This is a genomic window from Paracoccus kondratievae (assembly GCF_009301415.1).
GTDB lineage: Bacteria > Pseudomonadota > Alphaproteobacteria > Rhodobacterales > Rhodobacteraceae > Paracoccus > Paracoccus kondratievae.
In genome coordinates, this window is record NZ_CP045072.1 from 1,676,872 (window position 1) to 1,690,237 (window position 13,366).

The following is a 13,366-nucleotide window of genomic DNA, read 5'->3' on the forward strand; positions in this document are numbered from 1 at the left end:
AATGAGTCAGCACCGATTCGCCGTCAAATTCTTTTTTGAATCAACGGTTTGAGGTTTCTTCTTTACACAAGATGTTGTGGACGGGTGCAAAGCTGCGCCTATGATATGGGGTCACGCCCAGATCCAGCAGCGCCTTGCGATGCGCAGGTGTGCCGTAACCGGCGTTAACCTCCCAACCATATCCGGGATGCTGTTGCGCCAAATCCACCATGATGCGATCACGCAACAGTTTGGCCACGATCGAGGCTGCGGAAATGGACAGGCAGCGCCCGTCGCCCTTGATCACAGCCAGCCCCGGAACTGGCAGATCGCGGGGCAGCATGTTGCCATCGATCAGCACCAGACAGGGTCGCTGCCGCAGGCCTTCAATCGCGCGGCACATCGCCAGATGCGAGGCGCGCAAGATATTCAGCTGATCAATTTCCTCGACACTGGCGTGCCCGACGGCCCAGTCGCTACACGCCATGATCTGTTCGGCCAGCACCTCGCGCCTCTTGGCCGTCAGCTTCTTTGAGTCATTCAGCCCTTCGGGAATGCAGGTGGGATCCAGGATCACCGCAGCCGCCGTCACCGGCCCGGCCAAAGGTCCGCGTCCAACCTCATCAACGCCTGCAACAAGGCGCGCGCCATCACGCAGCGCGGCCTCCTCCATCGAATAATCGGGCAGGCTCATGCCTCGACGGTCACCGGGGCGATCTCAACCTCTTCCAGATTGACGCCCTCACCTTCGCGGTCCACGACCAGAAAATCGGCTGTACGATCCAAAGGCGTCAGGACACCATGCCAGACCCCTGCACGCAGGTTCACCCCTATGCCCGAGGGCACCAGAAACGCGATCGGAGCCCCCGGCTTCCCTCCTTCATCCGGCGCCACGATCGACAGCCACGGATCAGGCCCCAGCGGCATAAAGGCCTGTGACCCCAGCGGATGCCGCTCCAGCAACGCACAGTCGTAAGGCAGGCTCACCGGCTCCGAACGAAAGATCGAGATGATCGCCTCACCACCGCCACGCTCCACCATGGCCAGCGCATGATGCCGCTCACAACGGCCGGCGTTGATCATTTTGCTGGGCGCCTCGCGCGGAATCAGCAGCTCACCAAAAGGGGCAAATTCCTCGGCTGTAATCGGCCTTGCCTTGATCGTCGTCATGTCTCTTCCGTGTCAAAATATCCCGGGGGTCCGGGGGCAGAGCCCCCGGGCCGGCAGCAATTACCGCTCCATCCGCGGTAGTAAGATGGTCAACAGTCCCATCAGCGGCAGATAAGAACAGATCTGGTAAACGAATTCGATCCCCTTTGCGTCGGCAACAAGGCCAAGCACGGCGGCCGCAATCCCGCCCATGCCAAAGGCAAAGCCGAAAAATATGCCCGCGACCATCCCTGTCCGGCCCGGCACCAGTTCCTGTGCAAAGACCACGATGGCGGGAAAGGCCGATGCAAGGATCAGCCCGATCAGCACCGTCAGCACCCCGGTTGCCGCCAGCCCGACATAAGGCAGCAACAGCGTAAAGGGCAAAATCCCCAGGATTGAGAACCAGATCACCCTCAGCGGCCCCACCCGGTCGCCGATCAGCCCGCCCAGGATCACACCCGCCGCCGTTCCGGCAAGGAACAGAAACAGCATCACCTGCGCCTGCTGGGTGGAAACCCCGAACTTTTCGATCAGAAAGAAGGTATAATAGCTCGAAAGACTGGCCATATAGATGTTTTTGGTAAAGGTCAGCAGCGCCAGTACCACGATGGCCCAAGCCACCCTCTGCCGCGACAGCGGTATGCTACCCGGCGTCCGGGCGACCGTGGCCTTGCGCCGCCCCTCGGCCCAGTCGCCGATCCGCCACAACATCGCCGCGCCCATCATTGCTGCTATGGAAAACACGGCGACCGAAGGCCGGCCCAGCGGCACGACGATAAAGGCCGCAAGCAGCGGTCCCAACGCCTGACCAAAGTTCCCGCCAAGCTGAAACAGTGATTGGGCAGTGCCATAGCGCCCGCCCGAAGCAATGCGCGCCACGCGTGAGCTTTCCGGATGGAACACCGCCGAGCCGACACCGATCAGCATCGCCCCCGACAACAGCACCCAATATTCATGCGCCAACGCCAGCAGCAGCACCCCGACCACGGTGGCCCCCATACCATAGGCAAGCGAGCGCGGCATCGGGTTACGATCCGTCACCATACCGACCGCCGGCTGCAACAGCGAGGCCGTGACCTGAAAGGCAAAGGTCATCATCCCGATCTGCCAATAAGTCAGCGAGAACTCTTCGCGCAGCAGCGGATAAATCGCAGCCAGCATGGACTGCATAATGTCGTTGATCATATGGCACAGGCTGATCGCGACCAGCACCGTCCAGGCCGTGGCAGAGACACCCTGGCCGCGGAATGTCGAAACGTCCGACACAGAATCTCACCTCTTGAAAATCGCCCGATTTGTCGTGCTGGGCCGGAGGATTGTCAACCGTGACAGGCGGATCCTGGCCGGCGTTCGGAAATATCCTTGACCCCTGCAGGAATTTGCACTCAAAACTGAACGAATGGGTCCAGTTTCAGGCCCCCGGTCGGGCTGGCTTGGCCGCTCTGGAATCCGGTGCTCACCCCCTTCGGGCAGTGCTTTCGTTCAAGTGCCTGCGTATTGAGTTCTGCCGCAACCTCAATGAACAAAGACGTATTCTGAAACAATGATCGAGCTACCCAGCCACATGGCACAGGCACTTTCGGCAGAGCTGCAGGAACGCAAGCGACGAAACATGACCTGGCAAACCGTCCAGGAAGAAGTCCTGAGCCGCATCCACAACGGAGAATGGGCTGAAGGGCAGCTGATCCCGACCGAAGCCGAGCTGGCATCCGAGTTCGGCTGTGCGCGCGCCACCGTCAACCGCGCCCTGCAGGCACTTGCGCAAAGCGGCGTTCTTGAGCGCCGCCGCAAGGTCGGCACCCGCGTCGCACAGCACCCCCGCGTCCAGATGGTCCGCTTTCTTTTGCGGCGCGAGATCGAGGCGACAGGCAAGGCCTACGGCTATTCGCTGCTGCTTTACGAAGAATGTCCTCCGCCGCCCGATACTGCCCAGGCGATGCTATTGCGCACCGATGACCGGCTGCTGCGCGTCCGCGCCAGCTTTACCGCCGATGGCGCGCCCTATTGCTGCGAAGAACGCTGGATCAACCACTTTGCCACCCCCGGCCTGACGCGTGAGGCGCTTAGCCGGATCAGCCCTTGCGAATGGCTGCTTGGCCATGTGCCGATCAACCGCGGAAGCATGGCAATCGGCGCCGCCCTTGCAAATGAGCGTTTCGTAACCGACGCGCTGCAACTGCAGCCCGGGGACCCCGTGTTGCTGGTCGAGCGGCTGGACTGGCTGAACAACATGCCTATATCGCTTACCCGGCGTTATTTCCCGCAGCATCACCGCTTTGCCGCGACGATCTGAAAGGTCGCGATCAACCCGAGTTGACCGGCATTTGCTTGCCTTGTCCTGCGCATTTGGCCAAATGTGCTGGACACAACCAGAACAATACAGGCAAGCAGACCGGAGCCGAGCATGTTCCCGACCCGATTTCGCAGGGGCGCGTTTTTGCGCTTCGCCCTGATGGCGACAACCCTGGCCATTCCGCTTTCGCCCGGATGGGCACAGGCGGCCCCTTCAGGCACGTCCGCCGCGACCACGATAGCTCCGACCGCACCGCCTCGGCCAAAGGCGCTGGTGTCGATCACCCCCGCCGAAATCGAGCAGGCCACCTATGACGGCACCGGCCTGCCCCCCGGTCAGTCGGCACTGACGGCCAAGGTGCAGATCCTGCTGGACCGCTCGGGCATCTCGCCGGGGGTCGTGGACGGCTGGCGCGGAGGGATGAGTGAAAGCGCCATCAAGGCCTTTCAGAGGCGGGCCGGTCTGCCGATGACCGGTCGCATGGATCACGCGGTTTGGGAACTGCTGCAGGGCTATGCTGGCCCGCCGCTGACCATGGAATATACCATCGTCGAAAAGGACGCGACTGGCCTCGTCGATCGCATTCCCCCGGATTATGCCGAAAAGGCGGCGATGACCTCGCAGGGTTATACGAGCGTGCTGGAAAGACTGGCCGAACGCTTTCACATGGATGAAAAGTTTCTGGCCAAGCTGAACCCCGGCGCAAGTTTCCAGCCCGGCGAAACCATCCATGTCACCGTCCCGGCAAAGCCGATCCGCGCCACCGTCACCCGGATCATCGTGGATAAGGAAACCCGCCGTGTCGCCGCTTATGACGCGCGGGGCAATATGGTCGCGGATTATCCGGCAACGGTCGGCTCTTCTGATACGCCATCGCCACATGGCAATCACGTCGTCGATGCCGTGGCGTTGAACCCGACCTATACCTATAACCCGCATCGCAATTTCAGGCAGGGACAGAATGATCGGGTACTGATCATCCCGCCCGGACCCAACGGGCCTGTGGGCAATGTCTGGATCGACCTTTCCGAGCCGACCTACGGCATCCACGGAACCGCCACGCCCTCGCAATTGTTCCTGAGCCAGTCGCATGGCTGCGTGCGGCTGACGAACTGGGACGCATGGGAGCTGGCGCATATGGTCAAGGCCAAGGTTACAACGGTCGAGTTCCTGCCCCCCGGGGTCAGAATCTCTGACGTGACCGGCGTGTCGCCGGTGGCTGCGGCGACACAGACCGCGGCGACCACGGCAATCGCCTCGACCCGGCCACCAGCCCGCGGCAACCGCCTGCCCCCTGCGGCCTTCGCAGGCGAAGCCGCTCCGGCCGCCGTTGCTGCTGCCACATCCGCCGCCGCCGCCCTTGGCGCACCAACTGCCGCTGCAACCGCGGCAGGCTCTGAGCCTCTGGTCGTCACCCCCGCGACCCCTGCCACGAGTGAGCCTCTGGTGCCCGAGGTCCCGCCTGCCGCCCCGGCGACCGAGGAGCCCGAGTATCCTTCGGACGTCACCCTGCCAAGCAGCCTGCCAGGCGAAGCCCCGGGCAGTGTCACGCTTTATCCGCAGGCCGGGCAGCCCTGAATGCGCAGGCCGGGGCGATATCTTTCGGCAATCCTGATCTCGGCACTGCCTGGCCTGCCCTCGCTGGCTTTGGACGAGACGCCGTTGGATGATATCGCCCCGCCTCCCAAACCCGAGGAAAGCCCGGGGGACATTCGCCCTGCGCCGCGACCAGAGGCAGCCGAGGCCAACCCCGAGCAGCCTCAGCCCGCCCCTGACGACACCACCGATAGTACAAGCGCACCAGCCGCCCCCACCGCCAAGCCAGAAACCCCGGCCACCCCGGTCGGCCCGCCCATTCACAGCCAGTTGCGGGAAAGCGATTTCGATTATTCTGCCTGCCTGCTGCAATTGACGTTGCTTGGCGCCGATTACAGTGAGGAAGCACCCGTCCTCGATCCCGACCAACGTGATTGCGGGATTGACCGGCCCGTGCTTTTGCGCCGGCCCTTGCCGGGGATCGAGATACCGGGCGGTGCCCTGATGCGCTGTGATCTGGCCCGCGACCTTGCCCATTGGCTGCGTGATTTTGTCCTGCCCGCCGCTGCCCTGTTGCCTGATCGGCCCCGGCTTGCGGCGCTGGAGCCCGGTTCGACCTATCAATGCCGTGCGACAGTCGGGACCACAGGCGAAAACCTTTCGGAGCACGCTTTTGGCAATGCTTTCGACATTGCCGCCTTCCGTTTTGAGGACGGCTCGCGGATCGAGATCAAGCCGCGGCAGGACAGCGGCGACCTGCAAGAGGCCTTTCAGCGCGCGATCCGCGGGGCCGCCTGCCTGCATTTCACCACAGTCCTGGGGCCGGGCAGCAATGCCGCCCATGACGATCATCTGCATGTCGACATCAAGGCGCGGCGGGGTGGCTATCGGCTGTGCCAGTAAGGGATTTGTTTCCATGCCATGCCTTCATTCGGGACGTGGCGGGGGCATACCCAAAGCGTCGGCCAGTAACGCAAAGCTTTGTCGCGCATCAGGGCTTTTGTGGGTAAAGAACTGATCCAGCGCCGGATATAACCGCACCGCCTCATCCACCCGCGGATCAGAGCCTTGTGAATAAAGGCCAGCACGGATCATCAGTTCGGATTCTGCATAGGTTCCCAGCGTCGCGCGCGCACGCGCGATCAGCGCATTCTCGGCCGTGCTCGCCGCCTGAGGCAAGGAGCGTGAGACCGAACGCAGCACATCCACTGCCGGGAAACGGCCCCGTTCGGCGATGGCGCGATCCAGAACCACATGGCCATCAAGAACGCCGCGCAGGATATCGGCTACCGGCTCCTCCATATCCGAACCCGCGACCAGCACGCTGAAAATTGCAGTAATATCGCCCGAGCCGATTGGCCCTGGCCCCGAACGCTCGGCCAGCGACATGATCAGATGCGAGGTCGAGGGGGGGAAACCGCGATAGCTGGGGCTTTCACCAGCGGCGAGCGCGATCTCACGATGCGCCTCGGCAAAACGGGTGATCGAATCGGCCAGAAACAGCACATGCTGTCCGCGGTCGCGGAAATGCTCGGCCACCGTCATCGCAGCCCAGGCACAGCGCCTGCGCATCAACGGCGACTGATCCGAGGTAGCCGCCACCACGACCGAACGTGCCATCCCCTCTTCGCCCAGCGTTTCCTCGACAAACTCGCGCAGCTCTCGGCCACGCTCCCCCACCAGCGCAATCACCACCACATCAGCCGAGACGCCCTTGGCCAGGGACGAAAGCAGCGTGGATTTGCCCACGCCCGAGCCGGCAAACAGCCCCATTCGCTGCCCCCGCACCAGGGGCAGGATGGTGTCAAAGACGGCAAGCCCCGTATCCAGCCGCGCGCCCAGCCGGTTACGCAGCGCAGCGGGCGGCGGAGGCGTGCGGAAACCCCGTTCCTCCCTCCCGGCGGCAAGGGGACGACCATCCAGCGGCCTGCCAAAGGGATCGATGATTCGCCCGATCCAGCTATCGGCGGGTGCAAGAGAGGGTGCAAAGACCAGCTCAACGGGCGTGCCGATCGACAGCCCCTCCATCGGACCTTCGGGCAGAATTGCCACCTGATGGTCGTGCAGCGCGATGATCTCTCCGCCCAAAGATGCACCAGAACCCTTTGAAAAGACGACACGATCTCCTAAGGAAGCATGGCTTGACAGCCCGCCTGCAAGGATCAGGCCCGCCTGAATGGCGCTGACCTGACCAAAGTGCCGGATCATGCGGACTCGTCCCATCCGCGCCGCAATAGACAGCATTTTATCCAATTTCTGCTTCTCCCTGCTGCCGGTCCGTCCGGTCCTGGAAAGGGTTTCTAAACCTGTTGGGGTTAAGACCGGGTTTATCGGAACCTGAGGAGATGCCGCGATGTTTGACCGGATCGAGACTTTGCGGATGGCCAATTCGCTGACGGCCCATGCTGCCGAACGGCAAAAGCTGATTGCCCGCAACGTGGCCAATGCCGATACCCCGGGCTTTCGTGCCCGCGATCTGGCCAGCTTTACCAAAACCTATCACACGCAAGGCGCGGTAGAGATGCGCGCCTCACGTCCTCGCCATCTGACCGGCGCCAGTTGGGGCGGCAGCCCGCGCGTGATCGACGACAAGGGTGAGCCCGCGCCGAACGGCAACTCTGTCTCGCTTGAGGATGAAATGATCCGCAGCGCCGAGGCCAGGCGTGAATTCGATCTGGCGCTGGCGGTGACAAAATCCTCGCTCAATCTGATCCGTACCAGCCTCGGACGTCGTGGCTAGGGGGTATAAGGATGTCAGAAACGCTTTCCGCCATTGAACTGGCCGCTTCGGGTATGCGCGCGCAGGCCGTGCGGCTGCGACATATTTCCGAAAACATCGCCAATGCCGACACGCCCGGCTATCGCCGCAAGGTGGTAGCCTTTGAAGAGCAGGTCGACTTTGGCCGCCGAACCGGTGCCGTCACCGCCGGGCCGACCCGGTTTGATCGGCGCGAACTACCTCAGATCTATGATCCCGCCCATCCGATGGCTGATGAGAACGGCTATTACGCAGGATCGAACGTCGATCTGATCATCGAGATCGCCGACTCCAAGGAGGCGGGCCGCAGCTATGAGGCGAACCTGCGCGTCTTTGAGCAATCGCGCCAGATGGGCGGCGCATTGCTGGACCTGATCCGCCGATAAGAAAGGAACTGCCATGATTACCCCGACCCTCGCCGCTACTTCTTATGACCGCGTGCGCAACGTCGTCGCGCCAGGCAATCACGATCCGCAAGGCGCGGCCTCAGTGTTTTCCCGGATGATGGATCAGGTTGATGCCGCCGCCACCGGCGCCATGACCGGCAAGGCCGAGACGCATGATCTGGTGCAAAGTATCGCCCAGGCCGAAATCGCGCTCGAGACCGTGGTCGCCATGCGCGACAAGGTAGTCGAGGCCTATCAGGAAATCCTGCGGATGCCGGTCTGAGGATCTGGCCATGGATGAGAACCTGATCTTCGACCTCACCCGGCAAGCGCTGTGGATCGCGCTGCGCATGGCCGCACCGCTGCTGGGGGTGGCGCTGGTGGTGGGTGTGATCATCGGTCTTTTGCAGGCCCTGACCTCGGTGCAGGAAATGACGCTGACCTTTGTTCCCAAGGTGGGCCTTATGCTGGCGGTATTCTGGGTCAGCATGAGCTTTATGACCGCCATGCTGACCGGGTTCTTTACCGATCAGGTCCTGCCAGGGATTGCGGGGTCCTAGGTTATGGATAACGCGATCTATGCCGCCCTGACCAGGCAATCCGGGTTGATGCGCGAAATGCGCTCTGTTGCCAACAATATTGCCAATGCCAACACCACCGGCTTTCGGCGCGAAGGTGTCGTATTTTCGGAATATATGGTGTCGCTTGATCGGCGTGGCGAGACCTTGGCAATGGCCAATGCCCATGGGCGCATGATCGACCAGCGCCCTGGCGACATGACGTTGACGAACGGCCGCTTTGATCTGGCGATTGATGGCAAGGGTTTCTTCATGGTCCAGACACCGCAAGGCAACCGCCTGACCCGGGCCGGTGCCTTCATGACCAATGCTGAGGGCGAACTTGTTAACCCCGACGGTTATCAGTTGCTCGACGATGGACAGGCACCCGTCGTCATCCCTGCGGGCGTGCGCGACATCGGTATCGGCATGGATGGTACAATTTCCGCCGACGGCACGCCCGTTGGGCGGGTGGGCATCTTTGCAGTTACGGACCAGTCCCGCCTGCAGCATGTGGCGGGTACGCTTTTCGATCCCGGCGATGCAGCCGAACCACTGGATGACGCAGTACTGCGTCAGGGTTTTCTTGAGGGCTCCAATGTCGACCCGGTGCTTGAAATCGCGCGCATGATCGAGGTTCAGCGCGCTTATCAACTGGGCCAAAGCTTCCTTGATCAAGAGGACCAGCGCATCCGTCAGGCCATCACAATTCTGACCCGGTAAAAGGACTAAAACCATGAAAGCACTTCAGATAGCAGCCGCCGGGATGAGCGCACAGCAGATGCGCGTCGAGGTCATCTCTAACAACCTCGCCAACATGTCCACGACTGGTTATAACGCCCGGCGCGCCGAATTTGCCGACCTGCAATATGAGCAGGTCACTCGCCCGGGTACGCTGACCTCAACCAGCGGCACAATGGTTCCGGCAGGGATCCAGCTTGGTATGGGGGTGCGCCCGGCCAGCGTATCCGTCATGCTGGCCCAAGGGTCGCTGACCCAGACCAATGGGGATCTGGATATCGCCATCGATGGCGGCGGCTATCTTGAGATCACCCTGCCCTCAGGCATTTCGGCTTATACCCGAGACGGCAGTCTGAAACGTTCGCCGGAAGGTCAGATCGTCACCTCGGAAGGCTATCCGCTGGTACCTGACATTACCATCCCCGAGGATGCCCGAAGCATCTCGATCAACGCCAATGGCGAAGTCTTTGCCTATTTCAGCGACCGGGTCGAACCCGAAAACCTTGGCCAGATCACCCTGGCAAGTTTTATCAACGAAAAGGGCCTCGAGGCCATCGGCTCGAACATGTTTCTGGAAAGCACGGCATCGGGCGCACCCCGGGTCGCCTCGCCGGGACAAGAGGGGCTGGGCACGATCCGCGCCGGCTGGCTTGAGGAAAGCGCGGTCGATCCGGTGCGCGAGATCGCCGAATTGATCAAGGCCCAGCGCGGTTATGAACTGAATTCCAAGGTCATCTCTGCCGCAGACCAGATGCTTGGTACAACGGTGCAGGTCCGCTGATGCGCGCCATTGCCCTGATGTTTATGCTACTGCCGCAGTGGGCCACAGCCGGTGCGGCAGTCGCCAGCCGTACACTACCCGCCGGCACGGTTATCTCAGCCGAGGATGTCACCCTCGCCCCGGATCAGGCGGGAGGTATCGAAGATATCACCCAGATCGTCGGCCAGCAGCTGCGTGTCATGGTCTATGAGGGGCGAAGGATCGACCCATCTGCCCTGACCGAACCTACCCTGATTGGTCGCAACCAGCTTGTCACGCTGACCTATGAAAAAGCCGCTCTGCGAATCGAGACCGAGGGGCGCGCGCTATCTGCCGGGAAAGTCGGTCAGATCATCCGGGTACTGAACAGCAGCTCACGCGTGACTGTTTCCGGCCGTGTCGCGCCTGACGGTTCGGTCATCGTCCAGAATAACTGAAAGTGAATCTCATGTCCCGATATACGCCGTCCCATTCTGTCACGCTAGTTGGTGCACTGACACTTGCCATGTCGCTTTCGGCCTGCGCACGGGTGTCTCACCTTGGCCGCCCCCCATCTATGACCGAACCCGAAAGCAGCGTCGAATTTCAGGCCATGACCTCGTCAGGCTATGGTGTCAATGAGCTGCCCGACAGGCCGCAAAGCACGGCCTCGCTGTGGAGCAGCGCACAAAACTCTCTGGTCGCGGACCGCCGAGCTTCGCAGCGCGGCGATATCCTGACCGTGGTGATCGAAATCGACGACCGGGCCGAGATCCAGAACAGCTCGGGCCGCAGTCGCAGTTCGTCAGACAAGGTCAGTATTCCCTCAATGATCGGGCTGCCGCAACGTATCGACGAGGCCCTGCCTGAGGGTGCCAGTATGAAAGAACTGGCCGATGCCAAGGCTGCCTCCAGCTTCAAAGGCAGCGGGAATATTTCCCGACGTGACAAACTGACTCTGCGGGTGGCAGCTACCGTTGTCGATCGCCTGCCCAACGGCGTTCTGCGTATCCAGGGCACGCAAGAGGTACGTGTGAACAACGAGGTGCGTGAACTGACCGTTAGCGGTTTTGTGCGCCCATCAGATATCAGGCGCCGCAACGAGATTGCCTATGACCGTATCGCCGGTGCCCGTATCTCTTACGGCGGGCGCGGCCAGATCAGCGATGTACAGCAGCCGCGCTACGGTCAGCAGGTCGCCGATATCCTTCTGCCCTATTAAGCAGGCGGAGCGGTCGTGAAAAAACTATTGCTAATCTTGCTGCCCGTACTGGCCTTCGTGGGGGGGGCGATCAGTGGCGATATTTTTGGTGAGCCCAAGCCTGCAGATGAAACCAGAATCCAAGGCATAGCTACTGAACAGGCTGACGCCACATCCCAAACAGGCAAAGGCGAAAGCTCGTCCACAACAAAGGACGACACCCTTGGGTGGTTCCGTTTTCCAACCCAGTTTTTTGTGCCTGTCCTGCGCAATGGTTCACCAACAGCTGTGATGATCCTGTCACTCGGCATCGAAACCCCCGCCTCTGCCCAGGCCGAGATTGAAGCGCAAGAATTGCGCCTGCGGGACAGCCTGCTCAATGCGCTAATGATCGAGGCAAATACAGGCGCTTTTGATGGCAATTTCACCTCTGAGGTCACGCTTCAAAAGTTGCGAACATCCCTGCTTGCAGCGGCGCAAAAGACTGCGGGACCGAATGTCAGACGCATTCTGATCGAGGATATTGGCCGACAAGAGCAATAACGCCCTCTGGCCCGATCCGCAGGATCCTTATAGGAAAGAGGCGATATTATCGGAGACCCAGTTGCATCCGCCGATCACTATTGCCATGGCCAGTTATAACGGGGCGCGGTTCATTCGCGCCCAGCTAGACAGTCTGGCTGCGCAAAGCATCTCAGACTGGAAGCTGATTGTTTCCGACGACGGCTCGACGGATGGAACGCGGCAGATTGTTGCGGAGTTTGCCCGCACTCGCCCCTCGGGACAAGTAGAGCTGATAGACGGTCCCCGACAAGGATCGACCCGGAACTTCCTGCACCTGACCCAACGGGTCGATGCCGGTGGGTGGCTGGCTTATGCCGATCAGGATGATGTCTGGCTGCCGGACCGGCTGGAGCGCGGCGTGGCCTTCCTGCACGGACGCATAGATGCAGCGATTTATGCCGCGCGAACAACAATCTGCGACGAGGCGCTGAACCCGCTTGCCGCGGCACCGCATTTCCCCGGACCGTTTACGTTTCGCAACGCACTGATCCAAGCCTGTTTGCCGGGCAATACGATCCTTGCCAACTCGCAGGCGATTCGGCTGTTGCAGGCGACAGCCCCGGCAGCCGAAGCAGCAGGCATCATCTCGCATGACTGGTGGGCCTATCAAATCCTGTCGGGTGCGGGCGCGAGTATCATGCGCGACCGGGCGCAAGTGCTGCTTTATCGCCAGCATCGGAAAAATCTGATGGGGCGGAACGATACGGCACGAGCGAAGGCTGCACGGGCCTCAATGCTGATAAACGGAAAGTTTGCGGACTGGCTGGCACGGAACCAAAAGGCGCTGGAACCTGTCACCTCCCGACTACTCCCCGAGAACCAGCGCTTATTAGAGCGTTTCGGAGAGATCTTGAAAGCCAGCGGTCCAAATGCCTTTCACGGAATGCTGCGGCTGCGGCTTTATCGGCAGACCCGAACGGGCACCTTGGCAGTTCTGGCAGCAGCTCTTACCGGACGCTTACGCATTCCGGACCCCAAAAATACAAGCTAAAACAATCGGCGATGCGGAGAGGGAGAGGGAGAAGGAAAAGGGCATGACCTGCTTTCCCAACCCACCAACGCGTGGATATCTGAAATTCGCCGCGCTGCCTTGGCGGATAAAACGGCGCGGCGCTATCTTATCCATTAGTGGCCTGTACCGACAACCGCGTCGCGGCCTGCCCCCACCTCGCCTTGAGCAAACCGCTGTCATCATAGCCGCGAATATTCTTGTCCGTTCCGGGACAGAGCACCAAGTCATCATAAGATTTGGCTTGAGTGTCATGCACCACGCGCCATCGTGAATCATGAGCAGCAGACTCCGGTGCCACATGAACGCCGCAAACCTCTGTTCATTCCACACTGAGCAATAAGCTGAGGTGCGGTGACCATCCGGCGATCTTTACCCAAAGTGGCAAGGCCCCCATTCCCTGTAGTTCTCGACACCGCGCCGCCGCCGATCAGATCCGGACGGCCACATC

At 61.2% G+C, this 13,366-nt stretch carries 17 protein-coding genes; 13 read left to right on the forward strand and 4 right to left on the reverse strand.

The features are described from left to right. Positions 1–40: 40 nt before the first annotated feature. From F8A10_RS08445 to F8A10_RS08455, 3 genes are read right to left on the reverse strand one after another with little or no spacing between them, the layout of a single operon-like run. Entirely contained in the window at positions 41–673 is a 633-nt protein-coding gene (locus F8A10_RS08445; protein WP_010399341.1) for a ribonuclease HII, read from the reverse strand. Further along, on the reverse strand, positions 670–1,149 hold the full coding sequence (locus tag F8A10_RS08450; protein ID WP_010399343.1) for an ureidoglycolate lyase: 480 nt from the start codon (positions 1,147–1,149) through the stop codon (positions 670–672). The genes F8A10_RS08445 and F8A10_RS08450 overlap by 4 nt, the downstream gene beginning before the upstream one ends. Positions 1,150–1,209: 60 nt before the next feature. After that, positions 1,210–2,397 (reverse strand): MFS transporter, encoded by a 1,188-nt coding sequence (locus tag F8A10_RS08455; protein ID WP_152367120.1) that lies wholly within the window; start codon positions 2,395–2,397, stop codon positions 1,210–1,212. Positions 2,398–2,743: 346 nt separating this feature from the next. Here F8A10_RS08455 and F8A10_RS08460 point away from each other — a divergent pair, with 346 nt between their 5' ends. From F8A10_RS08460 to F8A10_RS08470, 3 genes are all read left to right on the forward strand, one after another. Then, a complete protein-coding gene (locus F8A10_RS08460) occupies positions 2,744–3,424 on the forward strand; it encodes a GntR family transcriptional regulator (protein ID WP_227493369.1) in 681 nt (226 codons plus the stop codon). A gap of 111 nt (positions 3,425–3,535) precedes the next feature. Next, positions 3,536–5,002, forward strand: a complete 1,467-nt coding sequence (locus F8A10_RS08465; protein WP_152367121.1) for a L,D-transpeptidase family protein — start codon at positions 3,536–3,538, stop codon at positions 5,000–5,002. Continuing rightward, positions 5,003–5,863: an extensin-like domain-containing protein gene (locus tag F8A10_RS08470; RefSeq protein ID WP_152367122.1), complete on the forward strand. Its 861-nt coding sequence runs from the start codon at positions 5,003–5,005 to the stop codon at positions 5,861–5,863. Positions 5,864–5,887: 24 nt separating this feature from the next. Here F8A10_RS08470 and F8A10_RS08475 read toward each other — a convergent pair whose 3' ends face one another. Further along, entirely contained in the window at positions 5,888–7,204 is a 1,317-nt protein-coding gene (locus F8A10_RS08475) for a FliI/YscN family ATPase (protein ID WP_152367123.1), read from the reverse strand. A gap of 109 nt (positions 7,205–7,313) precedes the next feature. Between F8A10_RS08475 and F8A10_RS08480 the strand changes: the two genes are divergently transcribed. Genes F8A10_RS08480 through F8A10_RS08525 form a run of 10 tightly spaced genes read left to right on the forward strand, consistent with a single transcriptional unit; the run spans position 7,314 to position 12,897 of the window. Continuing rightward, positions 7,314–7,700 carry a FlgB family protein gene (locus F8A10_RS08480; RefSeq protein WP_010399356.1) on the forward strand — a complete coding sequence of 129 codons (387 nt, stop codon included), beginning with the start codon at positions 7,314–7,316 and terminating at the stop codon, positions 7,698–7,700. Between the two features lie 11 nt (positions 7,701–7,711). Beyond that, positions 7,712–8,104 (forward strand): flagellar basal body rod protein FlgC, encoded by a 393-nt coding sequence (gene flgC / locus F8A10_RS08485; protein ID WP_010399360.1) that lies wholly within the window; start codon positions 7,712–7,714, stop codon positions 8,102–8,104. Between the two features lie 13 nt (positions 8,105–8,117). Further along, positions 8,118–8,387, forward strand: coding sequence for a flagellar hook-basal body complex protein FliE (locus F8A10_RS08490; protein WP_085502802.1), 270 nt, complete (start codon positions 8,118–8,120; stop codon positions 8,385–8,387). A 10-nt stretch (positions 8,388–8,397) separates the two neighbouring features. Next, positions 8,398–8,664, forward strand: coding sequence for a flagellar biosynthetic protein FliQ (locus F8A10_RS08495; RefSeq protein WP_010399363.1), 267 nt, complete (start codon positions 8,398–8,400; stop codon positions 8,662–8,664). A 3-nt stretch (positions 8,665–8,667) separates the two neighbouring features. Next, positions 8,668–9,384, forward strand: a complete 717-nt coding sequence (locus tag F8A10_RS08500) for a flagellar hook-basal body complex protein (RefSeq protein WP_085502804.1) — start codon at positions 8,668–8,670, stop codon at positions 9,382–9,384. A 13-nt stretch (positions 9,385–9,397) separates the two neighbouring features. Continuing rightward, positions 9,398–10,183, forward strand: coding sequence for a flagellar basal-body rod protein FlgG (gene flgG / locus F8A10_RS08505; RefSeq protein ID WP_152367124.1), 786 nt, complete (start codon positions 9,398–9,400; stop codon positions 10,181–10,183). Further along, positions 10,183–10,599: a flagellar basal body P-ring formation chaperone FlgA gene (flgA, locus tag F8A10_RS08510; RefSeq protein ID WP_152367125.1), complete on the forward strand. Its 417-nt coding sequence runs from the start codon at positions 10,183–10,185 to the stop codon at positions 10,597–10,599. Before flgG ends, flgA begins: the two co-directional genes overlap by 1 nt. Before the next feature lie 11 nt (positions 10,600–10,610). Next, positions 10,611–11,363 carry a flagellar basal body L-ring protein FlgH gene (flgH, locus tag F8A10_RS08515; RefSeq protein ID WP_152367126.1) on the forward strand — a complete coding sequence of 251 codons (753 nt, stop codon included), beginning with the start codon at positions 10,611–10,613 and terminating at the stop codon, positions 11,361–11,363. 15 nt (positions 11,364–11,378) lie between these two features. Then, positions 11,379–11,885, forward strand: a complete 507-nt coding sequence (locus F8A10_RS08520; protein WP_152367127.1) for a hypothetical protein — start codon at positions 11,379–11,381, stop codon at positions 11,883–11,885. Next, complete coding sequence (locus F8A10_RS08525; protein WP_152367128.1) at positions 11,866–12,897, forward strand: glycosyltransferase; 1,032 nt, start codon at positions 11,866–11,868, stop codon at positions 12,895–12,897. The genes F8A10_RS08520 and F8A10_RS08525 overlap by 20 nt, the downstream gene beginning before the upstream one ends. Positions 12,898–13,366 lie beyond the last annotated feature (469 nt).